This is a genomic window from Streptomyces graminofaciens (assembly GCF_030294945.1).
GTDB classification, from domain to species: domain Bacteria; phylum Actinomycetota; class Actinomycetes; order Streptomycetales; family Streptomycetaceae; genus Streptomyces; species Streptomyces graminofaciens.
In genome coordinates, this window is record NZ_AP018448.1 from 10,649,231 (window position 1) to 10,674,234 (window position 25,004).

Genomic DNA, 25,004 nt, shown 5'->3' on the forward strand with positions numbered 1-25,004 from the left:
AGTGAACGCGTCGTCAGGTTGCGAGGACGTTGCGCGCCTTCACCTGCCGGTCAGCCGTGGGTGCCGCCGCCCGAGCGGTTGTTGCGGCGGCGGAGCAGGAGCAGGCCGCCCGCGAGGGCCGCGACGCCGCCGGCGGCGGTCCAGGCCGGGAAGTCGGAGGTACCGGTCGCGGCCAGGTCCTCGCCCCGGCCGCCCTGGGCGCTCGCGGAGGCGGACGAGCCGGCCTTCTTCGACCCCGAGCCGCGGCCCGACGCCGACCCGTTGCCCGAACCCGAGTCCGCCGCGTCCGTGGCAGGCGACGGCGACGCGCTCGCCTCCGCCTTCGTCGCCTTGTCCCGGGTGAAGGCCAGCGTGCCGAAGCCCAGCTGGTCGTAGCCGCCGCTGTTGGGGCCGTAGTCACCGCCGCCGCCCTCGGGGGCCGACTTCGCCGCGATCCGGGTGAGGTAGGTGGCGTCGAGGCCCCGGCGCTTGGTGTAGTGGTTGGCGATCATGGCCCAGATCGGGCGCGTCATGTTCGGGTCGACACCGGCCGCCCGCGACGCGGTCTCCCTGCCGGACCAGCCGTTGATCGCGCCCTTCGCGCGGGTGTTCTCGGTGTAGGCCACCGGGCCGCCGAGGCTCCACTTGGCCACGTACTGGGCGCCCTTGAGGAAGCGGCTGTCGTCATAGCCGTACAGGTCGACGCCCTGGTTCCAGGCCATCTCGCAGAAGATGCCCATGAGGCCGACGCCGAGGAGGGCGTGGCCCTGGTCGCGCCCCGCCTCCAGCCACTCGGCGAGGCCGTCGTCGTGCACGACCGGGATGGCCTTCTTGACGGAGCCGAGGCCCTCGCCGTGCTTGAAGTAGTCGACGGCTCGGGCTACCTGGGCCTTGTCGTCGCAGAAGATGCCGGTGGCCAGGACACAGGCCATGGCGGTGAGGTCCCAGTTGGTCCAGTAGTTGCTGACGACCGCGTTGTTGTGCTTGACCAGGAAGTCGTCGCTGAGCGGGGCGAAGACGCCGGTCAGCAGCTCCTTGAAGCGGTCGAGCTCGAAGTCGGGGTGGTCCCGGACTAGTTCGGCGGCGTTGGCGATCTGGTAGCCGTACAGGCCCGCCGCGAGGAACCGGTCGGCGCTGCCGTGGATCGCGGTCAGCTCGGCGGACCAGGCGTTGAGGATCGCGACGGCGGTGTCGGCGTACACGTCCTCGCCGCTGACGTGGTGGCGCAGGGCGTTCTGGTAGGCGGCGTGGACGTCGTTGTAGAGGATGCGGTAGTTCTGCGGGCCGCCCGATCCCCGCGAGACGATGGCCTGCGGGTTGGCCCGCCAGCCGCTCTGCGCGTGCCGGTTGGCGGTCAGCTTCGCGTAACCCGCCGTGTACGGCTGGGCGCCCGCCTTCACCTTGGCCGCCATCCGGGCCAGGTCCGCCTTGGTGTGGAGCAGACCGGGGTGCGCGAGGGCGCCGCCCGCCGCCGAGGCCGGCGTCGCCGCCGCGCCCGCGCCGATGCCGATCCCTGTCGCTCCCGCGGCGGTTCCGGCGATCTTCAGCATGCTCCGGCGGCTGATCTGTGCTGTCACGTGGGGGTCCTCGGGTCTCGGGTACGGGTCGCGGCTCGCGCGCGTGGGGTCGCGTACGACCGCCGCGAACAGGAGACGCACCGGCCCCGGGGGAGATAACAAAAAGTGGGGCGGTGCGTCTCGTGTCGTGGGGGGAGCCGTACGGCGGTGTCAGGCGCCCGGCGTCCACCCGCCCAGCCAGTCCGCGACCTCCTGGTCCGCGGCCTGCGCGTCCGTCAGCTGCGGGCGGTTGCCGCTCGCGCCGCCCGAGCCCGCGCCGGTGTTCTTGTACTCGGCGAAGCGGTCGTCCTTCCAGGAGAAGCCGCCCATGTCGGACCAGGGCGTGGACTTGATCGCGGCGCTGAGGGTCGTCTCACGGATCGTGGTCTGCGGGTCGACGGTGGTGTCGCCGCCGGGGTGCCAGTTACGGCCGAGGAAGAAGCTCCCGGCGGACACGTCACCGTTGATCGCGGACTTGTTGATCAGGATGCCCTTGCGGTTGGCCGGCGTGCTGGGTGCGGTGACGTACCCGGCGGAGGTGCCGTTCCAGCGCTTCTTCAGGGTGATGACCGACTTGTCGACGACGACCGTGGCCCGGCCGAAGATGAAGTCGACGTTGCCCGTGATGTACGAGTTGGCGATGTAGACCCGGCCCGGCTTGTCCTTGGCGGCGGTCTCCAGCTCCAGGGTGTCCTGGTCGCCGTTGACGATCACACCGTCGAGGACGATCTTGTCGGCGCTGGTCAGCAGTGCCACCGCCTGGTTGGCGATGTCCTGGTGCTTGGCCTCGTCGAAGTCGTTGGTGACGGTCAGGTTGCGGACCTGGGAGTCGTCCGACTGGACGGACAGCGTGGCGCTGCCGGGGGTGCCGTAGGTGCCCGAGCCGTCCGGCTTCTGCATGCCGGCCGCGTTGCCGTAGACGATCGTGGTGTCCTTGCGGCTGCTGCCCGCGCCCTGGATGGTGACGTGCGGCTTGTTGGCGGGGACCTTGACGACCTCGCGGTACGTGCCGGGCTTCACGGAGATCACGATCCGCGAGGAGTTGTTCGCGGGGACGGCGTCCACGGCCGCCTGCACCGTCTTGTACTGGCCGGAGCCGTCCTTGGCGACCACCAGCGTGGTCGCCGCGGCGGCCTTGGTGGTGGATGTCGTGCCGATGGAACTCCGCGGTCCCGTGCCGGACTTCAGGAGCGCGGGCACGTCCGCCGTCTTGTCGAGCGTGTAGCTGTAGTACGACTTCGGGTCGAAGGCGGTGCCGCCGCTGTCGTTGCGCCCGGTGGTGCCGACGAAGGTGTTGCCCTTCTGGACGACGGTCGCCGTGCTGTCCTTCATGACGGGGTTGTTGACGCCCTGGAAGTAGGAGTTCTCCAGGACCATCTTCGTCCTGCCGCGCGAGTAGTTGCCGTACGACGACTTGATGTCGGTGCCCGCCACGTCCTCCAGGAAGTTGTTGTAGAGGTGCGCGTGGGCGGCGTTGTCGGTGGACGGGTTGCGCTGCTCGGTCTCACGGATCCAGTTGTGGTGGATCGTGATGTCGGTGACGACGTTCTCGGTCCAGCCGATGCCGAAGGCCTTGTTGTCCTGGCTGAGCTTGTTCCAGGAGACGGTCACGTTCGTGGAGTCCTTGCGGACGTCGATGAGGCCGTCGGCCATGTGCCGCAGGTCGTTGTGGTCGATCCAGACGTGGTGGGCGTTGTCCATCTGGATCGCGTCGAAGTCGTGCTCCTTGTCGTTCCAGGTGCCCTGGTAGGAGTCCCGGATCGTCAGGTTCCTGATGATGACGTTGTGGACGCCGGAGCCAAGGAAGAAACCACCGCCGACGATCTGCCCGGAGGTGCCGGAGCCGACGATGGTCTTGTCGGACTTGACCTTGATCTCCTTGCCGACCGGGTCCATGTTGATCGTCGCGGCCACGACGATGACGTACGGCTCGGTGGCGGTCGCGTACTTCTCCAGGTCGGCGAGGGTCTTCACGGTGACCGTCTTGCCGTCCCGGCCGCCGTAGGTGCCCTTCTGGCCGAGCGCGTCGACCGAGGCGAAGCCGTCGGCGGCCTGGGTGGCCCAGGCGGGGACCGCCGCGGAGGCCTTCGGCTGGGCGTCCTCGCCGAAGAGCCCGAAGACCGCGCCGTAGGCCATGGTCCCTGCGGCGGTCAGGGCCAGGGGGAGGCCGACGACGAGCGCCGTCTTCCTCTTGCGGTGGCGGGCCTTGTTGCGGTTCTCACTCACGCGTCGCTTCCGTTTCCGTCCGTGGGGATGGGGGGTGTGTCCGTCGCTCAGTCGCCGCCGGGTGTGAAGAGGTTGCCGTCGGCATGCGTGAATTTCGGCCACGCGAGAGGGACTTCGATTCCCGGCGGATCAGTGGCCGGGAATCGACCACCTATTCGGTCCACCCTGTTGACACGTGTCCTGCGAAGGGCCCCACGCTGTCACAGCAATACATCGATTCCGTTGTTCACTTGACTACCGGGTGTCACACGCGATTGGCTCCGCAGAGCGAAAGTCGGCCAGTCGCTGCACGTCATCCCCATGATCGCGACGGCTTCGCCCCACCCTCCGTCCCGCCCCGGTCGCACAGCGAGGTGCCTCACCCTCATGAACCCACCCCCCGCGTCCCCCGGTCCCGCCGGCACCCGCCGTGGAGCGATCCGTGCCGTGGCCCTCGCTGCCGCCCTCTGCCTGACCCTCGTCGGCTGCTCCGTGTTCGGCGGGTCGGACTCCGAGTCGGACAATGGCACTTCGGGCACGTCTGGAAATGGCCGGATGAAGGTGGCTCTGATCACCCACGGCGCCAAGGGTGACGCCTTCTGGGACCTGGTGCGCAAGGGGGCGGAGGCAGCCGCGGCCAAAGACGGCATATCCCTGACGTACGTCAGCGACCCCGACGCCACCGGGCAGGCGGACCTCGTACGGGACGCCGTCGAGGACAAGGTCGACGGCATCGCCGTCACCCTCGCCAAGCCGCAGGCCATGAAGGACGCGGTCGCCGAGGCCCGCGCGGCCGGCATCCCCGTGGTCGCCCTCAACTCCGGCATCGACGCCTGGCAGGCCCAGGGGCTGCTCGAGTACTTCGGCCAGGACGAGAGCGTCGCGGGCCGGGCGCTCGGCAACCAACTCGACGGTTTCAGTGCCAAGCACGCCCTGTGCGTCATCCACGAGCGCGGCAACGTCGCCCTGGAGGCCCGCTGCGCCGGAGTGCGCAAGACCTTCGGCGGTCAGACCGAGAACCTCTACGTGGACGGCACCGACATGGACGCCGTGACCGACGCCGTCGCCGCCAAACTGCGGCAGGACCCGACCATCGACGAGGTGGTCACGATGGGCGCGCAGTACGCCCTCGCCGCCGTGAAGTCGGTCAAGGGGGCGGGCAGCAAGGCCCAGATCGCCACCTTCGACCTCAACAAGGACCTGGTCAAGGCCGTGAAGAGCGGGACCGTGCAGTTCGCGGTGGACCAGCAGCCCTACCTCCAGGGCTATCTCGCGGTCGACGGCCTGTGGCTCTACAGGACCAACGGCAACATCAGCGGCGGCGGGGTCGAGCCCGTGCTCACCGGTCCCGCGTTCGTCACCCGGAAGAACGTCGCCGGCATCGCGAAGTTCGCGGCCAACGGCACTCGTTGACACGATGGCTGAACGGTCCTTCGCCCACCGGTGCGAACAGGCAAACGGAACCTTCCATTCGGTCATGGTCGCACCAAGGAATCCAACCATTCGGGGCGGTCGTGTAACGGCGACACCAAGCTTTCGACCTCCCCCGACACGTGCGGTCACTTGTACGGATAACATCCTGCGCACCCCCTGTGCGCCGTACTCGCCCGCTCCCTGACCCCTTCCGCTCCCCGTTCACCGCCCAAGGACGACGATGCCTTCACGGACAGGCGCCCGGCGCCGTCTCGGCTCCATACGTCTCTCGCTGATCCTCCTGGCTCTGATCCCCAGCGTCACGCTGGCCGCGAGCTGGGGTGTGACCACGACGCAGATGTTCTCGGAGGGACTGCGACTGCGGTCGCAGACCGGGCTGAGCAGGTCCACCGGCGCCATGGGAACCGAGGCGACCCTCGCCCTCCAGCGCGAACGCGCGCTCTCGGCCGCCTACATGGCCGCCCCCGGCAGCTCCATGGAGGCCCTGGAGGAACAGCGCCGCCAGACGGACGTGGCGGTCGCCAAACTCTCCAAGCGCGCCGACGAGATCGCGGACGCCCCCGACCGCATCGGCGAGCGCCTCTACTCGGTCATGGCCGCCTCCGGCAGCCTGGAGTACTACCGCGACCAGGTGGACAACCCCACCGACATCACGCCCGAGCAGGCCCTGGACCAGTACAGCGAGATCATCGACGGCCAGATCCACGCCTTCCAGGAGCTGTCCCAGGTCGACGACGGCGACCTCACCTCGCAGGCCGGCCCGCTCGTCACCCTCGAACAGGCCGCCGAGCTGGTCTCCCAGGAGGACGCACTCCTCACCCTGAACTGGCCCTCGGGAAAGCTCGACGAGGCCTCCCGCAACCGCTTCGCCCAGGTCGTCAACGCCCGGCGCTGGCTCGTCGACAACCAACTCGTCCCCTCCCTGGAGGGCGATGTGAAGAACCAGGTCGAGCGGATCGTCCAGGGCAAGGACTGGAAGGCCCTGCTCACCGTGGAGGACCAGGTCCTCGCCTCCCGGACGACGGGCAACGGCGCCGCCCGCAAGACCGACCTGCCCAACGCACAGGCCCGCTGGAGCACCTCACTGGACCGGCTCTCCCTCCAGTACGAGGACCTGATCCGGGAACAGACCCGCGGCCTGCTCGAACGCAGTGGTGACGAGGCGCGCGGACTGCTCATCAAGGCCGCCTCCCTGAGCGCCGGCGGACTCGTCGCGATGGCCGTGTGCATCGTGATGTCCTGGCGCATCACCCGCTCTCTCTCCCGCCGTCTGCGGGGCCTCAGGAACGCCACCCTCGGCCTCGCCGAGGACCGGCTGCCCGACGTCGTCGCCCGCCTCGAACGCGGTGAGAAGGTCGACGTCGACTCCGCCACCGTCACCCTGGACTACGGCACCGACGAACTCGGCCAGGTCGCCAAGGCGTTCAACGCCGCCCAGCGCACCGCCGTGCACATCGCCGTCGAACTCGCCGACACCCGGCGCGGCTTCCAGCGCGTCATCCTCGGCATCGCCCGGCAGAGCCAGAACCTGGTCAACCTCCAGCTCACCAAGCTCGACAAGCTGGAGCGCCAGCACCAGGACCCGGAGATCCTCAAGGGCCTGTACGAGCTGGACTCCACCGCCAGCCAGCTGCGCCGCTACGAGGAGAACCTCGTCATCATCAGCGGCGAGCGGCCCGGCCGCACCTGGACCGAACCGGTCGCGCTGATCGACATCCTGCGCAGCGCCGTCGGCGAGGTCGCCCAGTACCAGCGGGTCGAGGTGCACACCGACGAGGACGTGTGGATCGCGCCGCCCGCCGTCGCCGACGTCATCCACCTGCTCGCCGAGCTGATCGACAACGCGACCTCCTACTCGCCCGCCCCGAGCCCGGTGAGCGTGCGCGCGGCGATCGTCGCCAAGGGCCTCGCGATCGAGATCGAGGACCGCGGTCTCGGCATGTCCGAGGAGGACTACACCTCGTTCAACGCCCAGCTGGCGGTGCCCCCGCAGTTCGACGTGGTCGCCCTCGCCGACGACCTCCGGCTCGGCATGTTCGTGATCGCCCGCCTCGCCACCCGGCACGGCATCGCCGTCACCCTGCGCGCCTCGCCGTACGGCGGCACCACCGCCATCGTGCTGGTCCCGCACGACATCGTCGTCCGCGAGGCCCCCGCCCCGGACGACAGCGGCACCGAGCCCCCGGAACTCCCCGTACGGGCCTCGCTCGTGGCCGCCAGGGTCTCCGTCGCGGACAACGGCCGTGCCGAGGCGGGGCGTACCGACGCCGACCGCGCCGACGCCGACCGCGCCGACGGCGAACGGGACGACACCGTACAGCCGTCCCGGGAGCGTACGCCCGAGGAGCGGCCCGCCGCCGCGCAGACGCGGAGCACCGACGCGGCCGAGCCCGTGGCCCGGCCCGTCCGCAAGTCCCCGGGCGGGGGCCGCATCCCGCTGCCGCGCCGGGTGCCGCAGACCAGCCTGGCCGCCGAGCTGCGCGAGGAGGACCAGGGGACCTGCCCGGACGACGACAGCGGCGACTTCACGGCCGAGCGGGCCGCCTCCTCACTCGCCGGATTCCAGCGCGGAACCCTCCAGGCACGTGACGACGACGCGGAACCCGAGTACGCACTAGGGGAGGAATCCGCATCCGTCGACCCAGGAGACCGGATCCCCGCCCCCGGCACCTGACGTCCCACAGACCTCCTCCCCGCAGACCGCTCCATGAAGGACACACAGATGACACGCCCCATCCCCGCCACGCACAGCCAGCTCGACCAGCTGCTCACCGGACTCGTGGACCGGGTCGCCGAGGTCGACCACGCCGTCGTGCTCTCCGAGGACGGACTGGTCGTCAGCAAGTCCACGGCGTTCCTGCGCGACGACGCCGAGCGGCTCGCGGCGACCGCCTCCGGCCTGATGAGCCTCAGCAAGGGGGTCAGCATGGACTTCCGCGGCGGCCCCGTCCGCCAGCTGCTCATCGAGATGGGCAACGCCTTCCTCATCCTCACCAACGCCGGACCCGGCGCCAACCTCGCCGTGCTCACCCGGCAGGGCGCCGACGTCGGCGTGGTCGCGTACCAGATGAACATGCTCGTGAAGAAGATCGGCGAGCACCTCAGCGCGGCACCACGCGCGGGTGTCGTCGCGGCCGACAGCGGCGAGTGAGGTGAACGGAGGCGACGCGGCGGGCCGGCTGGTTCGCCCGTTCACCCTGACCGGCGGCCGCACCCGGCCGAGCCGCAGCGACTTCACCCTGATCACCACGGTGACCGCGGTGGATCCGCAGCCCGCCGGGGGCGCACGCCCGCAGCCCGAGCACCTGCGGATCCTGCGGCTGTGCGCCGAGCCGACCGTGGTGGCGGAACTCGCCAGCGGGCTCGACCTCCCGGTGAGCGTGGTCGCCATCATGCTCTGCGATCTGCTGGAGGTGGGCCGGATCACCGTCCGCCAGCCCCGGCTGATGTCCCGCACCCCGGACCTGGACCTGCTGCAGAAAGTGAGGGACGGCCTTGGTCGGCTCTGACCCCACCGCCCGGGGGATCTCGGCCCCGGACGCGGTGAAGATCCTGATCGCCGGCGGATTCGGCGTCGGCAAGACGACCATGGTCGGGTCGGTCAGCGAGATCGTCCCGCTGCGCACCGAGGAACCGCTGACCACGGCCGGACTCGGCGTCGACGACCTCGACGGCATCCCCGAGAAGCACGCCACCACAGTGGCCCTCGACTTCGGCAGGATCTCCATAGGCCAGGACCTCGTGCTGTACCTGTTCGGCACACCCGGGCAGCAGCGGTTCTGGTTCATGTGGAACGACCTGGCCATCGGCGCGCTCGGCGCGGTCGTCCTCATCGATGTACGCAGACCCGAGTCCAGCTTCGCCGCCATCGACTTCTTCGAGCGCCGCGGCATCCCGTTCGTCATCGGCGTCAACGGCTTCTATGGCGAACACCCGTACGACCCGGACGAGATCCGCGACTCCCTGACCCTGCCCGAGGGCACCCCCGTGCTGCTTTTCGACGCCCGGGAGCGCACCTCCAGCCGGGATGTGCTGATCGCGCTGATCGACCAGCTGATCGCGACCTCGGCCCGCTGACGGCACCTGCGGGGCCGAAGTCGCGTGCGCTTCAGCGACGGATCTCCTCCCGCACGAGCCCGGCCACATGGTCGGTGATCGTGTCGAGGATGTCCGCCCAGGCCGCGTCGTCGCCGAGGACCAGGAAGTTCAGGGTGAGCCCGTCCGTCATGGCCGCCAGATAGCGCGCCAGCACTGGGACGGGTACCCGTAGTTCGAACTCCATCGTCCGCCCTAGCTGCTCGATCAGGTCGGCGTAGGTGTCGCAGTACATCTCGTACTGCCGTCGCGCCAGGTGCTCGAACCCGGGCTCGCGCAGGGCGTACTGGGTCAGCTCGTAGGTGAGCATGTGCTCGCCCGGGTGGGCGTTCACATGGTCCCAGTACGCCTGGAAACCGGCCCGGACGGTCTCCCTGAGCGTCCCCCGCGGCCTGATCGCCTCCCGCACCAGGGCGACGTAGTCCTCGTTGATCGTCGTGATCACGGACTCGATCAGTTCCTGCTTCGAGTCGAAGCAGTAGTGGAAGACGCTCAGCGACACACCCGCCTCCGCGGCGATGGACCGGGTCGTCGTCCTGGGGACGCCGTCCCGGGTCATCGCGCGGATCGCCGCCTCGGTCAGCTGCCGGCGTCTCACGGCCGACGGCATCCGTGGCATCTGTGTTCCCCTCCCCGTTGCGAGTGGTCAGCCGCTGTACACGCCGACCTCGTAGAGGGAGTACCCCCAATCGGTGCCACGGTCCACACCCTGGACGCGGACGTATCTGGCCGTCGTCCCGGTGAACTTGGCCGTGTCCAGGCCGCCGTCACCGCTCGTCGTGGACCACACCGTCTTCCAGGTCGTGCCGTCGGTGGACAGGTCGATCCGGTACGCCTTGCCGTACGCCTTCTCCCAGTCCAGCGTGACCTTCTTGACCAACTGCGAGGAGCCGAGGTCCAGCTTCAGCCACTGGTCGTCGCTCCAGTCGCTCGCCCAGCGGGTGCCGGAGTCGCCGTCCACGGCACGGCCGGGCTGGTAGCTGGTGAAGGGGTTCGACTCGGACGAACTGGCCGTCGCCGTCACGCCCTTGGCGAGGTTCACGCCCGCCTTGTGGGCCTCGGAGGCACCCCAGGTGCCGAGGTAGGACTCGGCGCCCTTGAACAGGTCGTTCACCACGTCCTGGCCGTTGACGAGTCGGACGTCCTCGATCCAGTCCGGGATCATGCCGACATGGGCGGCACCGTCGGTGTTGTAGTTCCAGGTGCGCTGACCGGTCGTCTGCTTGCTGATGGTGGAGCCGCCGTCCACGCTCTTGAAGGGGTAGGTCACCGGGTTCGAGGTGCTGGCGCCGCGCGGGGCGGGGTGGTCGCCGATGCCGTTGAAGTCGGTGCCGTAGCCGTAGCCCACGTCGTACTTGTCGCGCAGCGCGTTCGTGCGCGCGGCCTCCTTGCCGAACTCCTCGGAGCCGTGCATGTACTGGGCGACGAAACCGCCGAGGGAGTAGACCCGCTCGGTCCAGTTCAGGTCCATCCAGCTGTGCGAGGACAGCACGCCCGGGTACGACGCGGCCTCGAACATGTCGAGGACCTGGCCGGTGGCCTTGACGCTCATGTGGTCGATCTCGAGCATCATCTTGCGCTTCATCATGCCCTGCACGGCGTACTCGCCGAGATCGGTGAGCCCGCGGACGTTGCACTGCGCGTCGTCGTCGTACTCGGGGACCTCGGTGCCCGACGGCAGGTCCGCCTCGGCCTCGGACGACGCCTCACCGATGGGGTTGTCCTTCTGCGGGCCCTTGCACTTCTCCGTCTGCCAGAACGTGCCCGTCGACAGGAACTGGCCGACGTTGATCGCCGTACCGAGGCCGTGCTCGTCGAAGCGGACGCCGCACAGCGCGTTGTCGAACTTGTGGCACAGGAACATGCTGCGCACACCCAGGTCGTACAGCTCGTCGAGGCCCTTGTCGATGTCGCTCTTGCTGCACTGCGCGATGTCGAGGATCTGCTTGCAGCCGAACGGCTCGGAGGTCTCGACCCCCAGGACGACGGCGAGCTTGCCCTGCTGGATGACGTCACGGGCCTGCGCGCTGTCGGTGACGATCCGGAACCAGCCCTTGCCGGTGCCGCCGTACTGCGCGTCGATGTAGTCCTGGAGCTGGTACGTCAGCTTCGCCTGCAGCCGGATCGAGGTCATCTCGTCGCAGCTGCGGTCCTTGAACGGGTAGATCGAGCAGATCATGCCGTTGGTGACCAGGTCGTTGACCAGCACACGCTGACCGCCGCGCCAGGCGCGCTCGATCCAGGCGTAGTAGTTGGCCTGGTGGGTCATCGAGTCGTACGCCGGCCAGTCCTTGAACGTCGGGTAGCCGACCGGGTCGTGCTTGCCGTCGCCGCCGTGGGTGATGTAGTCGAACAGCGCGAGGCTGCCGTCCGGGTAGTGCTCCGGACAGTCCTTCAGCGCGTCGGCGATCCCCGAGGTGGAGAACACCTTGCCGCAGATGAGCCGGCCGCCGAAGGCCTCGTTGGAGAACAGGTGGTTGTGCGCGTCGACGAACCCGCGCACGTCGCCCGCCGAGTCGGTGCCCTTGAACGGCTCGCCCGTGACGTTGATCTGCGAGTCGGGGGAGGGCCGCGAGATCGGGTTCCACCAGTCGGTGGAGGCGGCCGAACTCGACGCCGGGGTCAGCATCATGCCCAGCGCGGTGAGGAACAGCGTCAGAACCATCAGTGGTCTGCGTCTGCGCGACGCGCGTCGAGTCCTGGTCATCACTCACGTCCTCGGTCGGGGGATGGCGTGGTGCATGGGCCAGACCCTCGGGGGGCGCGACCAACCACGACGCCTCAACCCGTTGACCGTTGTCATGGCTGGCACAAGCAATGTGACGAGAATCGCTTTCCGGGGGACACGAGTCAATAGTCCGGGACAGATGACCTGATGGTCTGTACGGGGGTGCTCCAAGGCCTCAAATGGCCATAAAGACCAGGCGAATCGGGCAAGTTGGGGGAGTGGTTGTCGCCGGGGCGCTTGGCGGTCGGGTGTCACCGGGCCGGCTTCGCGGTGGTGGGGGCGGCGTACGACTGGTGGCCGAGGTCCGAGCGGATGGGCCGGAGCCCTCCCAGGAGGACGACCGGCAGCTCCCGAGCCCGGTCCCTTCGTCGGCTGCGACGTGCTCGGGCAGGAGAGCGGCGACGGCCGTACGGATGGCCCCGCGGCTGGCGTCGTGCTGGGCACTTCCCCGGGGCGGTGAGTGTCGAGCGGCGACGCGCAATGGCACCACGTGCGCGGTGTCGGCCCGCGGGCTCAGGCGAGGGCGGCGACCAGCAGGGCGAAGGCGGCGATGATGACGGCGACGCGGACGTAGTGGAAGCGGGTCCAGCGGTTCATCTGGTCCTTCCAGTCGGCGGGCCGGTTCTCGGGGGTCCATGTCTTGCCCTGGTTGTTGATCGGGACGAGCAGCAGGAGCGACATGATCACGCTGAGGATCAGCAGTGCGGCGGCGGCGATGACGAGGCCGGTGCCGTGGTGGTGCCATCCGGCGACGGCCCAGACCGCGACGAGGACGAGCGAGCCGATGTACCAGACCGGCATCACGGCGCCGAGCATCCGGCCCCCGTGGGCATGGCCGAGCTGGCCGCTGTCCTCGGGGAGTGCGTTGAAGATCGGGTTCATGACGAAGGCGACGGAGAACTCCACCCCCACCATCAGGCCGACGACCACGGTGGTGAAGACCTCGAGTGCGTTGAGCATGACGACCTCTTCCGGATCTAGTGTTGCTAGCCGATGAGGCAACGCTAGCGCTGCTGCCGCTCACTTGTCTAGCGATGCTAGGATCGAATCATGTCGGTACAGGAACGCAAGCAGCGCGAACGGGCGGAACGCGAGCGCCTCATCGTGGCGACAGCCCGCGAACTCGCCGAGCAGCAGGGCTGGGACGCGGTCACCACCCGCCGGCTCGCCGAGCGCATCGAATACAGTCAGCCCGTCCTCTACAGCCACTTCCGCGGCAAGCGCGAGATCATCGGAGCCGTCGCCCTCCAAGGCGCCACCGAGATGGCCGCGGCCGTGCGTGACGCGGCCTCCGGCGCGGACGGCCCCCGCGAGCGGGTCGCCGCCCTCGCCCGCACCTACCTCGACTTCGCCCAGCGCAACCAGGCGGTCTACGACGCCATGTTCCAGCTCGACGGCGGCCTGGCGTTCGCGCAGGAGGACACCCCGGAGCCGCTGAAGGACGCCTTCGCCGCCCTGCTGGAGAGCCTGGGCGAGGTCGCCGGGGACGGCGTCCACCCGGGACTGTTCACCGAGACGTTCTGGGCCGCCCTGCATGGGCTGGCCACCCTGACCCGGGCAGGACGGCTGCCACCGGAAGACACCGAGCGGAGGGTGGAGCTGCTGGTGGACCGGCTCGCCATGGTCTGACGCACCGTCCGGGCGGGCGGCCGACACGTGCTCCCACCCGGGTCACGCACCTCACGTACCGGATCACATGGTCCTGGACCGCCCCTGGAGTCATGGCGGCGATCCCGGGTTCTCGCTCAGCTCTTGCCGGTCGTCTCGGCTCATTCGGCGTCGGTCTCGTCCTCGTCGGGACCGCCCGCACGCGGGTCGCGCAAGGCGCGCGGGCCGCCATCGATCGGGGCGAAGGCGCGGAAGCCGTATCCGCTGAGCACGTTGAGGTCCGCGTGCCTGAGCGGGGAGACTCGGGCGACGTCCTTGCACGGTGAGCTGCCACGGTGAGCTGCCGGTTCGTCTGCCGCCGGTAGGTGTCGTCGACCGGGTCGACCACGCGCAGCAGGCGCAGGCTCTTGGCGATCCGCCCGTATTCGGCGAACGCGGTGCCCAGCGGGGTGGGGCATCCCTCGCGGCCGGACATCCGCAGCGGGTCGTATGCCCGGACCTGCCGGCGCCACCGGGTGCTGCTGCCGGGTGTAGTTGGTGCGCCGTCGTACGGCGCAGTGCGATCAAGTCCCGGCCCACGTCGTCCAGGAAGAAGAACCGCTCCAGCTCCGGTCGCGTCGGCTCCTCAACGAACCGTCCGTACGCCGCCGCCCGCTCATCTGTCAGAAATTCCACCGGCACCCGGCGGACGGCAGCCACCCGTCGTCCGAGCCCACCGGGCTTCCAGGGAAACCTCACGCCACGCCCCGGGGCTGCGCTGATCGGCCGTGATCAATCTCTTCACCTGTTTCTTGCGAGGACGCCCCGGCGTTCACGCATGGCGGAAGACCTCCTGGAGCGCTGCTCCAGGAGGCGGCCTGAGCCAGGAATCCCCTTCCCTTCAGGGAAGGGGAGGATTCAATGAATGCGGCGTACCGACTGACGGATCACGAGTTGGGTGCTCAGGACCACATGGTCGTCGCCCGCGAGCCGCTCCGAGCGCTCCAGCGCCAACCGGACCGCGGTACGCCCCAGATCCTCGTACGGCACCCGCACCGTCGTGAGTGCGGGGGAGAGGTCGGCGGCGAACGGTACGTCGTCGAAGCCGACGAGGGAGACGTCACCGGGGACGTCGAGCCCGGCCTCGCGCAGCGCGGCCAGCGCCCCCGTGGCCACCATGTCCGTGCCCGCGAAGATCGCAGTGAACTCCAGCCCGGACTCCAGCGCCTCACGGGTGCGCTGGTAACCGGAGACACGGGTGAACGGACCGCGGAGCTCCAACTCATCCGCGTACGGCACACCATGGGCGCGCAGGGCGTGCAGGAAGCCGTCCCGGCGCTGGACGCTCGTGCTCAGCTCGGGGGTGCCGCCCAGGAACAGCACGCGCCGGTGCCCGGCGGTCAGCAGATGGTCGGCGGCCTGGAAGGCCCCGCCGCGGTTGTCGTACCCCACCACCGTGACCGGCAGGTCGCCGGGCAGCGGCGGTCGGCCCACCAGCACGAGGCGGGAGCCCGCCGCGTCCAGCGCCGTCGCGTATTCCGCCATGCGCCGCTGGTACGCCTCGTCCTCGACCGCTCCGCCGACCAGCACGACCGCGGCCGCGTGCTGCTCGCGCATGAGCTGCACCAGGTCGTCCTCGCGGGCCGAGTCGTCGTGCGTGGCGCAGACCAGGCTCAGTCGGCCCCGGTCGGCGGCCTCCTGCTCGACCCCGGCGGCGACATGGGCGAGCGAGGGGCCGGTGATGTCCTTGATGACCAGCGCGATGGGGCCGGCGACCCGGCCGGAGAGCGCCTTGGCGTGTACGTTCACCACGTAGTGCAGCGACTCGACCGCCGCCATGACCCTGGCTCTGGTCTCCGTGGAGACCGGGTAGTTGCCGGCGAGAGTTCGGGAAACGGTTGCTACGGAGACGCCGGCCTTCGCCGCGACATCACGGATCGTGCTCGGCCGATCGCCGCCGTCACTGCTGTTCCGCCTGCGCCTGGCCCGCTGGGGTTCGGGACTCGCGGGGCGACCGCTTCCTTTGACCGTCACAGCTCGACGTTACTGCATGGGAGCCGGATTGAGAGGGCTGAGCAGGGAATTGGTCGGGTAACCGTTTTCTCGCTTCTGGTCGGGGGTGTTCGGGGCGTTGGCGGGAAGGGCGGGCCCTGAGGTGGCAGGGCGATGGCTCTGCTGGGCAGGTGAGGGAGGTTCCAAGAGCTAAGCGAACGTTTACTGCGCGAGGGGAAGCGGGCCTTCGCTGACGGCCGCCGCAGTGCCGCAGTGCCGCAGTGCCGCAGTGCCGAGGTCGGCAGGGCGACCGGTGGGGTGGCGGTGGATCGCCACCGAACGCGTGGTGACGTTCTTGTGATCGGCTGGGCGCGCTCAGCGCCGGGAATGCCGTTTCGCCGTCGCGGTGCCCTCGTCGTACCGGGCGGCCCTGCCCGCCGTGCTCACCGCCGAGGGGCGGCGGGTCCGTCGACCCTCCGGGCGCCGAGGCGCCGGCACGGTCGGCAGGTCATGGCCGCCGCGTTGGAGCCCCCGGCCGCGTGCACGGGTATCGGGCCCCGGGGTCGGGCCGGCCGTGGACAGCCCCACCGGCGGTCCAGGGACCCTCGACAAGGGCCTCGACGGAGCGATGCGTGCGAGACGTCTTGACGTGTGCGAGTCACGATGGCTTGATGGGAGCGCTCCCATGCCCACGGGTTCCACACACCCCCCACGGGTTCCACGCCCCCACCCCCGACGCCTGAGTTTCTTGGCGCTCACTCCCTGGAGCCGCAGTGAGACCTATAAGAAGCACGACGAGCAAGACCTCCTTACTCCACCTGCCGGAACTCCGTCTGCCGGCCCTGCTGGCCGCGTTTCTCGGGCTGGTTCTCCTCGGTGCCCTGGCCCCGGCCGCCGCGCGGGCCGAGTCGCGCGACGCCCTCGCCACCGGCCTCCACATCAGCAACGGCCGACTGCTCGAGGGCAACGGCAACGACTTCGTGATGCGGGGCGTCAACCACGCCCACACGTGGTATCCGAACCAGACGAAGTCGCTGGCCGATGTGAAGGCACTGGGTGCCAACACCGTCCGCGTCGTCCTCGCCGACGGCCACCGCTGGACGAAGAACAGCGCCTCGGACGTCGCCGCCGTGATCGCCCAGTGCAAGGCCAACCGCCTGATCTGCGTCCTGGAGGTGCACGACACCACCGGCTACGGCGAGGAGGCCGCGGCCGGGACCCTGGATCACGCGGCCGACTACTGGATCGGTCTGAAGGACGTACTCGCCGGCCAGGAGAACTACGTCATCGTCAACATCGGCAACGAGCCCTGGGGCAACACCGACCCGGCCGGCTGGACCGCCCCGACCATCGCGGCGATCAAGAAGCTGCGCAACGCCGGCTTCGAGCACACGATCATGGTGGACGCGCCCAACTGGGGCCAGGACTGGCAGGGCGTCATGCGCGCCAACGCCCAGTCCGTCTACGACGCCGACACGACCGGCAACCTGATCTTCTCGATCCACATGTACAGCGTGTTCGACACGGCAGCCGAGATCACCGACTATCTGAACGCCTTCGTCAACGCGAAACTGCCTCTTCTCATCGGCGAGTTCGGCGGACCCGCGGACCAGTGGGGCGACCCCGACGAGGACACCATGATGGCCACGGCCCAGCAGCTCAAGCTCGGCTATCTGGCCTGGTCCTGGAGCGGCAACACCGACCCGGTCCTCGATCTGTCGATCGGCTTCGACCCCACCCGGCTGAGCGCCTGGGGCCAGCGCATCTTCAACGGCGTCAACGGCATCGCCCAGACGTCCAAGGAAGCGACGGTCTTCGGCGGCGGCACGCCCGGCGACACCCAGGCGCCGACCGCGCCCGGCACCCCGACGGCCTCCGCCGTGACGGCCACCACCGCGACGCTCACATGGCCCGCCGCCACGGACAACGTCGGCGTCGCGGGCTACGACGTGGTCCGTATCAGCGGCGGCTCGGAGACGAAGGTGGCCGCCTCCACCACCAACTCCACGTCGGTGACCGGCCTGACCGCCGACACGGCGTACACCTTCGCGGTCTACGCCCGTGACGCGGCCGGCAACCGTTCAACCCGCTCGGCCACGGTGAACGTCACCACCGACGACACCCCCGCCGGCACCTGCTCGGTCGGCTATCGCGTCGTCAACGAGTGGCCCGGCGGCTTCCAGGGCGAGATCGTCATCCGCAACACCGGCACCAGCGCCATCAACGGCTGGAAGCTGGCGTTCGCCTTCGCCAACGGGCAGACCGTCAGCAACATGTGGGGCGGGACGCCGACCCAGACCGGCGCTGACGTGAGTGTGGCCGCCGCGTCGTACACGGCCAACATCCCCGCGAGCGGCTCGGTGACCGTCGGCTTCACGGGAGCCAAGGGCACGACGAACGCGGCGCCGACCGCGTTCACACTCAACGGAAGTACGTGCGCGACGAGTTGATCTGCCGGTGCACGTCCCGGACGACCGGCGCGGGGGTGCTGCCCGCGCCGGTCGTCCGGTGTCTTCGCGGAGCGTCGATCCTTTCGACGCTGCCAGGACGCGCGTCGCCCGAGCACGCCCCACCGTCCTCGAAAGGCATCCGCATGCGCAGCAGGCCCCTCGCGCTTCTCGTCGGCGTCTCCGCTCTCCTGTGGGCGACAGCCGCCCCGGCGCACGCCACCGTCCAGCCCGGTGTCACCTACTCCGGCGAGGGCACGTTCTACGGCGCGACCGGCGTCGGAAACTGTCTGTACGACGCCACGAGCGTCATCGCCATCGCGGCCCTCAACCACACCGACTACGAGAACTCCCGTATGTGCGGGGCCCATCTGCGCGTCAAAGGGCCCCGGGGCGAGATCACGGTGAAGATCGTCGACCGCTGCCCGGAGTGCCGCCCCGGAGACATCGACCTCGGCGAACAGGCCTTCGCGCGCATCGCCGACCCCGTGGCGGGCCGGGTGCCGATCACCTGGACTCTGGTGAGCCCGGACATCGCCGGCCCCGTCGCCTACCGCTACAAGGAGGGCTCCTCGCGGTGGTGGTGCGGCATCCAGGTCCGCAACCACCGCAATCCCGTCGCCGGCCTGGAGGTCCGTATCGGCTCGACCTGGCGTCCGCTGCCGCGCCAGGAATACAACTACTTCGTCTCGTCGGACGGTACCGGCTGTGGCTCCGACATACGCGTCACCGACATCCACGGCCAGGCCCTCATCGACACCGGCGTCATGATCACCCCGAATGTCGACCAGCCGGGGCGAGCCCAGTTCGCCAAGCACTGAAGGGGCCTTGGCCACGAGGGCGCAGGCTGCCCCCGTGTGCTCCGCGCGCTCCCCGCGCGTGCCGGTTCACGCCCTGACGGCGAGGTTCCGCCGCCTTTCACACTGAGGTCGTGGCGAACACAGAGGTCATTGTGGTGGGTGCGGGGATGTCCGGGATCGGTGCCGCCGTCAGGCTGCGGCAGGAGGGCTTCGAGGACGTCCTGGTGCTGGAGAGAGCACCGGACCTGGGCGGCACCTGGCGGGAGAACACCTACCCGGGGTGCGCGTGCGACGTCCCGTCCTCGCTGTACAGCTTCTCCTTCGCCCCGAACCCCGGATGGAGCCGGCTCTTCGCGGGTCAGCGGGAGATCCACGACTATCTGCGCACGACCGCGCGGCGGCACGGCGTCGGCCCGTCGCTGCGCTTCGGCGTCGAGGTGCGGCAGGCCCGGTGGGACGAGGGGGAGCGGCGCTGGTACCTGGAGACGAACGACGGCCCGTACAGCGCGGCCGTACTCGTGCTGGCGACCGGCCCCTGGCGACGGCCGCGTCGCCCCGAGGTGCCGGGGCTGACGGAGTTCGACGGGCCGGTGATGCACACCGCCCGATGGGATCCCTCGGTCCGGCTGACCGGACGGCGGATCGCCGTGGTGGGCGGCGGGGCCTCCGCGGTGCAGCTCGTCCCCGCGATCCAGGAACGGGCCGCCGACGTGCACGTCTTCCAGCGCACCGCCCACTGGCTGCTGCCCAAGCCGGATCACGGCATCCCCGGGTGGCTCCGGACACCGGGCGCGCAGCAGGGCCTGCGGGCCGCCCAGTACCGAGTCCAGGAAGGCCTCGGCCACGCCCTCCGCCATCCCCGGCTCCTACGACCGGTGGAGGCCGCCGCCCGGCTCCATCTGCGTACGGCCGTCCGGGACCCGGGGCTGCGCCGGGCGCTCACCCCGGACTACCGCCCGGGCTGCAAACGGCTGCTGACCTCCAGCACGTACTACCCCGCGCTGTCCCGTCCCCATGTCCGGCTCCACCCGACCGCCCTGGCCGAGGTGGACGGAAACCGGGTCATCGGCGCCGACGGCAGCGAGGCCGAGGCCGATGTGCTCGTCCTGGCGACGGGCTTCCACATCGGCGAAGTGCCGCTGGCCGAAAGCGTGCACGGCCCGCACGGCCGTACGCTCCAGCAGACCTGGGACGGCGACGGCCCCCAGGCATACCTCGGCACCAGCGTCAGCGGCTTCCCGAACCTCTTCCTCCTCCTCGGCCCGAACGTGCTGACCGGCTCCACCTCCACCCTCACCGTCGTCGAGGGCCAACTGGCCTACCTCACGGCGGCCCTGTCCCACCTGCGCACCACGGGCCGTGCCGCCCTGGACGTACGGCCCGCCGTACAGACCCGCTTCAACGCCGCCGTCCAGGACGCGCTGCACACCACCGTCTACAACTCCGGTGGCTGCTCCAGCTATTACCTCAGCCCCAGCGGACGCAACACGTTCTGCTGGCCCTGGTCCACGGGACGCCTCGTCCGCCGCCTGAACAACTTCGACCCGAACGCCTACGACTGGACACCACCCCCGACCGCCTCGGCGCCGGTCCGCCCGGTGAACGAGGAGGAGATCACCGCATGAGACGTCGGCGCGGTCGCACGCGCTCCTACGACCGCGAACTTCACGACCGCCTCCGCCCCGCCGCCGGCGACGCTCAGGAACCCGTGCCGGCCGGCTGGTACTTCGCCCGCTTCAGCAGCCACCTGCAGCGCGGCGAAGTGGTCCCGGTGACGTACATGAGCAGGCAGTACGCGCTGTTCCGGACCGACGACGGGCGGCTCGGCATGCTCGACAGCCAGTGCTGCCACATGGGAGCGGACCTCAGCCGGTGCGGGCAGGTCGGCGGGGAGCACCTCGTCTGCGGCTTCCACGCCTGGGAGTTCGACACGGCAGGCGTCTGCCGGAAGATTCCCGGAGCGGACCGCATCCCATCGCGGGCCGCGCAGCGGACCGTTCCGGTGACCGAACGGGCCGGGATCATCTGGTTCTGGCACGGGCCGGGCCCCGAACAGCCCCTGACCGGCCTGGAATTCGCCGAGGACCGGAGCCGCCACCTGTACCTGGCGGGCCATGTGCTCGTCTGCCACACCAATCTGCTCCCCGTCAGCGAGCACGTCACCGACGTCGCGCACTGGCCGTACACACACAGTCCCGGGCGCCGGATGGCCTCCGTCATCCTCCGCGACGAGGGCCGGCACTTCTCGTTCCGGATCCAGCCCGCCGACCCGGACGGCACCCGGGTGAACCACTTCCGCCCTTACGCCCTGGCTTCGATGGTGAACCCCACCACCGCCCTGGTCACCCCGCTACGGGGCCCGGAACCCGACGCCACACCACCTCCCATGGCCTTCCTCGCGGCCGTGAGCCCCGTACGGCCCGGAGTCACGATCGCGACGTGGGGCCTGATCGTCCGCAAGCTCGGCCCCGACTGGCTGCTGTGGCCGGTCAACCGGCTCTGGGCGGCCTTCCTGTGGCGCCTGGTACGACGCAACCACCGTGCGGACTTCGACATCCTGCGCTGGATGCGCCCGGTGGCCAAGGACCTGTGGTCGGCGGCCGACGGCTCCACCGTCCGCGCGTACCGCCGCTTCTACCGCCGCAACCTGCCGCCACCGGGGCAGGACACATCCGACGGCTGACACGGCGACGGCCGGACGCCATGCGCTCAGGCCCGGCCCGCGAGGAACTCCCGGGCGCCGCGCAGCGCGGTGCGCAGGTGGCGCTGGGTGGTGCGGCTGTCCATGCGGACGTCAAGTGCCGACCGGAGAGGGCTGTCGGTCAGACGTCCGGTGGGCAGGAGGGAGGGGTCGAGTCCGTCGCGACGGGCGATGAGGACGCCGAGTTCATGGCGGCTCAGGGCGTCCGCGCCCCCGAGGTGCCGAACCCCGGACTCCTCGGACACGGCCAGTTCCAGCAGCGCGGCGGCCAGGTCGGAGACGTGCACCGGGCAGCGTACGACGTCGGTGAACAGCACTCCGGCGCGCGTGCCGGCGGCGAGGTCGTGCACGTGGCGTTCATGGACGGACAGGTCTCGGCCGGCGCCGATGATCAGCGAGGTACGGGCCACCACCGCGTGCGGTGCCAGCAGCCGCACGCCGGTCTCGGCCGCGGCCTTCGCGGCGCCGTAGGGCGTGACGGGATCGGGCAGGCAGGTCTCGTCGTAGGGACTCCGGTCGCCCGAGAACACGGCGTCGCTGGACACATGGACCAGGCGGCAGCTCCGCTCCGCGACGGCCATCGCCACCCGCACCGCGCCCTCGGCGGTGACCGCCCAGTCGGCCCCGCCGCTCGACGCGTTGACAACGACCGAGGGGGCCACATCGGCCAGTACCCCGGTCACCCGGGCGGGGTCCCGGACGTCGAGGGCATGCCAGGCCACGTCGGCGGCCGTACCCGGACGGGTGACGTACGTCGCCGCCGTGTCGTGTCCCGCCGCCGTGGCCCGGCGCGCCAACTCGGTGCCCAGGAACCCGCTTCCGCCGATGATCAGAATTTTCATGGCGTGACACGGTACGGGGCGCCCGCTCGCGCCGTCGGGTCAGCGGCGCAGGTCCGTCACCTGCACGGCCGGGGCGCTCGCGATCTCCGCCCGCGTGAAGCGCCCGGCAGCCCTTGCCGCCCTCGCAGCCGGACAGGGGGATGCCGGCCCACTTCGGTACTTCGCCCAGTTCGGTGTCGGCCTCAGGAGTCCTTGCCGCGTCCGCTCACCGCGTCGCGCATACGGTCGACGAGGCCGAGGCCGGGCGCCAGGATCCTGTTGGCCGGGGGCTTGGCGGGGGCCGCCGGGTGAGGGCGGGTGGGTGCCGTCTTCTTGGCCCGGCGGACCTTCTCGCCGAGGTCGTCCAGCATCTCGGTGGAACAGGACTTGTCCAACCGCGGGAAGAGGTTGCTCTCCTCGTCCCGCACGTGGCGCCTGATCTCGGCCATGAGCTGGGCGATCAGCTGGTCGAACTCGGGGTCGTCGGCGTCGCACCGCTCCAGATCCTTCATGGTGCGCTCGGCCTCGGCATGGTCCTCCAGCTCCCGGTCGGTGAGCGCGTCACCGTTGTCCACATGCTCGCGGACCGCCGGATAGAGGTATTCCTCCTCCGCGACGGAATGCCGTACCAGTTCGATGGTGACCAGGTCGGTGTATTCCTTGCGCTGCGGGTCGCCGGACGGCAATTGCTCGATCTTGCCGAAGAGTTCTTCCACTTCCCGGTGGTCGGCCTTCAATTCCTCGATGACGTCTCCGCCGTGTCCCATTCGGTCGCCCCTTTCCTGAGTGTCCCGGCCGTGCGTTCCGGTCCGGACCTTGCGGAGGTCAGTGAAACCCTTTCGGAGTCGAATACGTCGTATTGACGTCCCGGTGAGTCAGCGCGACAGAGCGAGAGGGTGATGTGGCCGAGGACACGTCCATTCCGTGGCCTGCGTCATTTCCGGGCCGATGGCGCCCGGCTACGTTTATCGGCCGCACCCCCCACTACCCACGGACGGCCCAGTGCTCGCAGATCTCTCCCCGCTCATAGCGGCGACCACCCAGTGGCTGACGCGCGCCTATCCGGCGGGCGGCGGCGCGCTGGACGGCGCGCTCTGCGAGGCGCAGGCCCGCCAAGCCGTCACCGTGGCCGCCTGGCTGCGCTATCCGACGCCGCTGGACGCCGGCCTCGTGGACATGGTGGGGCCGGGCGGATCCGACCGGCTCGACTGGATCACCGGCTCCGACGAGGCACCGACACCGGACGACCACGCGTGGCGGACCTGGGTGGACGAGGTCGTCGCCAGCTGGGCGGCCTGCCTGCTCACCGACCCCGCGCTGGCCCGCGCGGCCGTGGCCGCACTCACCGACTCCGTCCACACGGCCGGTTCGCCGGTCGACTTCCGGCGCCTCCTCGCACCGGACGAGCGCGACCGGCGCGCGGCCGCGCTGCTGCGCCATCCCGACCTTCTCGCCCCCGTCGCGCAGGTGCATCACGCCGGCCTGCTCGCCGAGCTGGAGCCGGGGCAGTCGCTGACGGGCTGAGCCTCGCGGCGCACCGCGAAAGTACCGCTACCAGCGCAGCGGCAGGCCCGCGAGGTGGCGGTCGAGCAGCCCGGAGACGATCCGGTGATCGTTGAGCGAGGGATGCCAGTCGCAGCCCAGGTGGTCCAGGCCCGGGTCGTCGTAGTACCAGTGGCTGACCCGGTCGTCGCCCCGTCGCCGCCGCTCCTGGACGATCCGCAGGGTGGCGTCCGTGAACGCGGTGGTGTTCCACAGATAGGTGGCGCCGACCACGACGAACGGCCGGGGGCCGTAGCGGGCGCGCAGCTTGTCGAGGAAGCCGTGGTACGCGCTCTCGTAGGCGGTGACCAGCTCGTCCGGCGTGGTCCAGCGTTCGCCGGGATTGAGCGGCGTCGAGAAGTCGTTGATGCCCAGCCCGACCACGACGACCTGTGGCCGCCAGCTGTCCGGTCTCCGCCAGACATCGCCCTCGACATTCAGCAGGGCACGGTCGTAGTACGTGCGGAAGTCGGTGCCGGGATCGCCGCCGTTGTAATTGCGGACCATTCCACGGCCGGAAAAGGCGTTGATCTGGAGGTCGGCGTCGAGCTTTCGGGCGGTGAGGGCGCCGAAGGTCAGATCGGCGTTGCTGTTCCGGTTCACCCCGCCATTGGCCGAACAGTCACGGGTGTCGGACACATTGCCGTATCCGGCGGTGAACGAGTCGCCGATGAACTCGATCTGCCGGCTCCGCGCCCGGGGTCTCGGGAGAATCGCTCCGCCGGGAGCCGCGACGAATCCACCGAAGCGGCCCGCCGCCCACGGGCTCTCCGTCCGTTTGACGACCCGCACACCGTGCCCGGTGTCGGCGAGGCCGTCGACCCACGAGACGGTCCGCCCCGGCGTCACCAGGGTGGCGACGGTCGTTCCGTCGATCTGGACGTCGTAGTCGTTGTCGGCGTCGTCGAGGACGATCCCGACCCCGGTCCCGCGGAACCGTCCCTCGAAGCAGACGCCGGGCCAGGTGTACTGGACGAACCCGTCGGCGGCCCTCTTGACCCGGCCCACCGTGTGGAAGCGGGCCCGTGCGCCGCCGGCCGCCCGCGCGGGGGAGGCGACAGCGGTGACGGCGCCCGCGGCGGCGGCCGTGACCAACGCCCTTCGGGACATCCCGGGT

20 protein-coding genes and 1 pseudogene are annotated in these 25,004 nt (G+C 70.1%); 11 read left to right on the top strand and 10 right to left on the bottom strand.

From position 1 onward, the window contains the following. Positions 1 to 50 precede the first annotated feature (50 nt). Together SGFS_RS46985 and SGFS_RS46990 are read right to left on the bottom strand one after the other, a co-directional pair. Positions 51 to 1,529 (bottom strand): alginate lyase family protein, encoded by a 1,479-nt coding sequence (locus SGFS_RS46985; RefSeq protein ID WP_286260396.1) that lies wholly within the window; start codon positions 1,527 to 1,529, stop codon positions 51 to 53. A gap of 177 nt (positions 1,530 to 1,706) precedes the next feature. Further along, positions 1,707 to 3,761: a pectinesterase family protein gene (locus SGFS_RS46990; RefSeq protein WP_286258775.1), complete on the bottom strand. Its 2,055-nt coding sequence runs from the start codon at positions 3,759 to 3,761 to the stop codon at positions 1,707 to 1,709. A 366-nt stretch (positions 3,762 to 4,127) separates the two neighbouring features. Between SGFS_RS46990 and SGFS_RS46995 the strand changes: the two genes are divergently transcribed. From SGFS_RS46995 to SGFS_RS47015, 5 genes are all read left to right on the top strand, one after another. Further along, on the top strand, positions 4,128 to 5,153 hold the full coding sequence (locus SGFS_RS46995; protein ID WP_286258777.1) for a substrate-binding domain-containing protein: 1,026 nt from the start codon (positions 4,128 to 4,130) through the stop codon (positions 5,151 to 5,153). Positions 5,154 to 5,394: 241 nt separating this feature from the next. Then, positions 5,395 to 7,848: a sensor histidine kinase gene (locus tag SGFS_RS47000; RefSeq protein ID WP_286258779.1), complete on the top strand. Its 2,454-nt coding sequence runs from the start codon at positions 5,395 to 5,397 to the stop codon at positions 7,846 to 7,848. A gap of 48 nt (positions 7,849 to 7,896) precedes the next feature. After that, positions 7,897 to 8,325 carry a roadblock/LC7 domain-containing protein gene (locus tag SGFS_RS47005; protein ID WP_020114533.1) on the top strand — a complete coding sequence of 143 codons (429 nt, stop codon included), beginning with the start codon at positions 7,897 to 7,899 and terminating at the stop codon, positions 8,323 to 8,325. Between the two features lies 1 nt (position 8,326). Further along, positions 8,327 to 8,683, top strand: coding sequence for a DUF742 domain-containing protein (locus SGFS_RS47010; RefSeq protein ID WP_286258780.1), 357 nt, complete (start codon positions 8,327 to 8,329; stop codon positions 8,681 to 8,683). Further along, positions 8,670 to 9,251, top strand: a complete 582-nt coding sequence (locus SGFS_RS47015) for a GTP-binding protein (protein WP_286258781.1) — start codon at positions 8,670 to 8,672, stop codon at positions 9,249 to 9,251. The genes SGFS_RS47010 and SGFS_RS47015 overlap by 14 nt, the downstream gene beginning before the upstream one ends. Before the next feature lie 31 nt (positions 9,252 to 9,282). Here SGFS_RS47015 and SGFS_RS47020 read toward each other — a convergent pair whose 3' ends face one another. The 3 genes from SGFS_RS47020 to SGFS_RS47030 all read right to left on the bottom strand — a co-directional run bounded on the left by SGFS_RS47020 (position 9,283) and on the right by SGFS_RS47030 (position 12,957). Continuing rightward, the gene (locus tag SGFS_RS47020) at positions 9,283 to 9,888 is read right to left on the bottom strand and encodes a TetR/AcrR family transcriptional regulator (RefSeq protein WP_286258783.1); all 606 of its coding nucleotides are present in this window, start codon (positions 9,886 to 9,888) and stop codon (positions 9,283 to 9,285) included. Positions 9,889 to 9,915: 27 nt separating this feature from the next. Continuing rightward, complete coding sequence (locus SGFS_RS47025) at positions 9,916 to 11,934, bottom strand: galactose-binding domain-containing protein (RefSeq protein WP_286258784.1); 2,019 nt, start codon at positions 11,932 to 11,934, stop codon at positions 9,916 to 9,918. Between the two features lie 576 nt (positions 11,935 to 12,510). Continuing rightward, entirely contained in the window at positions 12,511 to 12,957 is a 447-nt protein-coding gene (locus tag SGFS_RS47030; protein WP_286258785.1) for a DUF1772 domain-containing protein, read from the bottom strand. A gap of 90 nt (positions 12,958 to 13,047) precedes the next feature. On the opposite strand from SGFS_RS47030, the gene SGFS_RS47035 reads away from it, so the two are divergent. Continuing rightward, the gene (locus SGFS_RS47035) at positions 13,048 to 13,626 is read left to right on the top strand and encodes a TetR/AcrR family transcriptional regulator (RefSeq protein ID WP_286258786.1); all 579 of its coding nucleotides are present in this window, start codon (positions 13,048 to 13,050) and stop codon (positions 13,624 to 13,626) included. Between the two features lie 140 nt (positions 13,627 to 13,766). On the opposite strand, the pseudogene SGFS_RS51925 reads toward SGFS_RS47035, so the two are convergent. Together SGFS_RS51925 and SGFS_RS47050 are read right to left on the bottom strand one after the other, a co-directional pair. Beyond that, a pseudogene (locus SGFS_RS51925) lies at positions 13,767 to 14,107 on the bottom strand (Tn3 family transposase); the annotation flags it as partial. Positions 14,108 to 14,502: 395 nt separating this feature from the next. Then, positions 14,503 to 15,618: a LacI family DNA-binding transcriptional regulator gene (locus SGFS_RS47050; RefSeq protein WP_286258787.1), complete on the bottom strand. Its 1,116-nt coding sequence runs from the start codon at positions 15,616 to 15,618 to the stop codon at positions 14,503 to 14,505. Positions 15,619 to 16,349: 731 nt separating this feature from the next. Between SGFS_RS47050 and SGFS_RS47055 the strand changes: the two genes are divergently transcribed. The 4 genes from SGFS_RS47055 (at position 16,350) to SGFS_RS47070 (ending at position 21,506) form a co-directional block, all read left to right on the top strand. After that, positions 16,350 to 18,026 carry a cellulase family glycosylhydrolase gene (locus SGFS_RS47055; protein ID WP_434028158.1) on the top strand — a complete coding sequence of 559 codons (1,677 nt, stop codon included), beginning with the start codon at positions 16,350 to 16,352 and terminating at the stop codon, positions 18,024 to 18,026. A 143-nt stretch (positions 18,027 to 18,169) separates the two neighbouring features. Next, a complete protein-coding gene (locus tag SGFS_RS47060) occupies positions 18,170 to 18,844 on the top strand; it encodes an expansin EXLX1 family cellulose-binding protein (RefSeq protein WP_286258788.1) in 675 nt (224 codons plus the stop codon). Positions 18,845 to 18,954: 110 nt separating this feature from the next. Next, a complete protein-coding gene (locus tag SGFS_RS47065) occupies positions 18,955 to 20,448 on the top strand; it encodes a flavin-containing monooxygenase (protein ID WP_286258789.1) in 1,494 nt (497 codons plus the stop codon). Continuing rightward, the gene (locus SGFS_RS47070) at positions 20,445 to 21,506 is read left to right on the top strand and encodes a Rieske 2Fe-2S domain-containing protein (protein WP_286258790.1); all 1,062 of its coding nucleotides are present in this window, start codon (positions 20,445 to 20,447) and stop codon (positions 21,504 to 21,506) included. The genes SGFS_RS47065 and SGFS_RS47070 overlap by 4 nt, the downstream gene beginning before the upstream one ends. A 26-nt stretch (positions 21,507 to 21,532) precedes the next feature. On the opposite strand, the gene SGFS_RS47075 is transcribed toward SGFS_RS47070, so the two are convergent. After that, on the bottom strand, positions 21,533 to 22,366 hold the full coding sequence (locus SGFS_RS47075; RefSeq protein WP_286258791.1) for an SDR family oxidoreductase: 834 nt from the start codon (positions 22,364 to 22,366) through the stop codon (positions 21,533 to 21,535). A gap of 182 nt (positions 22,367 to 22,548) precedes the next feature. Then, positions 22,549 to 23,112 (bottom strand): hemerythrin domain-containing protein, encoded by a 564-nt coding sequence (locus SGFS_RS47080; protein ID WP_286258792.1) that lies wholly within the window; start codon positions 23,110 to 23,112, stop codon positions 22,549 to 22,551. Positions 23,113 to 23,347: 235 nt separating this feature from the next. Here SGFS_RS47080 and SGFS_RS47085 point away from each other — a divergent pair, with 235 nt between their 5' ends. Beyond that, the gene (locus SGFS_RS47085; protein ID WP_286258793.1) at positions 23,348 to 23,869 is read left to right on the top strand and encodes a hypothetical protein; all 522 of its coding nucleotides are present in this window, start codon (positions 23,348 to 23,350) and stop codon (positions 23,867 to 23,869) included. Between the two features lie 27 nt (positions 23,870 to 23,896). On the opposite strand, the gene SGFS_RS47090 is transcribed toward SGFS_RS47085, so the two are convergent. Then, positions 23,897 to 24,997, bottom strand: a complete 1,101-nt coding sequence (locus SGFS_RS47090; RefSeq protein ID WP_286258795.1) for an SGNH/GDSL hydrolase family protein — start codon at positions 24,995 to 24,997, stop codon at positions 23,897 to 23,899. Positions 24,998 to 25,004: the final 7 nt, after the last annotated feature.

Excerpts from the sequence above, each read along its gene's own strand:
- SGFS_RS46985 (WP_286260396.1), bottom strand. The coding sequence starts at position 1,529 with ATGCTGAAGATCGCCGGAACCGCCGCGGGAGCGACAGGGATCGGCATC.
- SGFS_RS46995 (WP_286258777.1), top strand. The coding sequence starts at position 4,128 with ATGAACCCACCCCCCGCGTCCCCCGGTCCCGCCGGCACCCGCCGTGGA.
- SGFS_RS47000 (WP_286258779.1), top strand. The coding sequence starts at position 5,395 with ATGCCTTCACGGACAGGCGCCCGGCGCCGTCTCGGCTCCATACGTCTC.
- SGFS_RS47005 (WP_020114533.1), top strand. The coding sequence starts at position 7,897 with ATGACACGCCCCATCCCCGCCACGCACAGCCAGCTCGACCAGCTGCTC.
- SGFS_RS47020 (WP_286258783.1), bottom strand. The coding sequence starts at position 9,888 with ATGCCACGGATGCCGTCGGCCGTGAGACGCCGGCAGCTGACCGAGGCG.
- SGFS_RS47025 (WP_286258784.1), bottom strand. The coding sequence starts at position 11,934 with ATGGTTCTGACGCTGTTCCTCACCGCGCTGGGCATGATGCTGACCCCG.
- SGFS_RS47030 (WP_286258785.1), bottom strand. The coding sequence starts at position 12,957 with ATGCTCAACGCACTCGAGGTCTTCACCACCGTGGTCGTCGGCCTGATG.
- SGFS_RS47035 (WP_286258786.1), top strand. The coding sequence starts at position 13,048 with ATGTCGGTACAGGAACGCAAGCAGCGCGAACGGGCGGAACGCGAGCGC.
- SGFS_RS47060 (WP_286258788.1), top strand. The coding sequence starts at position 18,170 with ATGCGCAGCAGGCCCCTCGCGCTTCTCGTCGGCGTCTCCGCTCTCCTG.
- SGFS_RS47070 (WP_286258790.1), top strand. The coding sequence starts at position 20,445 with ATGAGACGTCGGCGCGGTCGCACGCGCTCCTACGACCGCGAACTTCAC.
- SGFS_RS47075 (WP_286258791.1), bottom strand. The coding sequence starts at position 22,366 with ATGAAAATTCTGATCATCGGCGGAAGCGGGTTCCTGGGCACCGAGTTG.
- SGFS_RS47080 (WP_286258792.1), bottom strand. The coding sequence starts at position 23,112 with ATGGGACACGGCGGAGACGTCATCGAGGAATTGAAGGCCGACCACCGG.
- SGFS_RS47090 (WP_286258795.1), bottom strand. The coding sequence starts at position 24,997 with ATGTCCCGAAGGGCGTTGGTCACGGCCGCCGCCGCGGGCGCCGTCACC.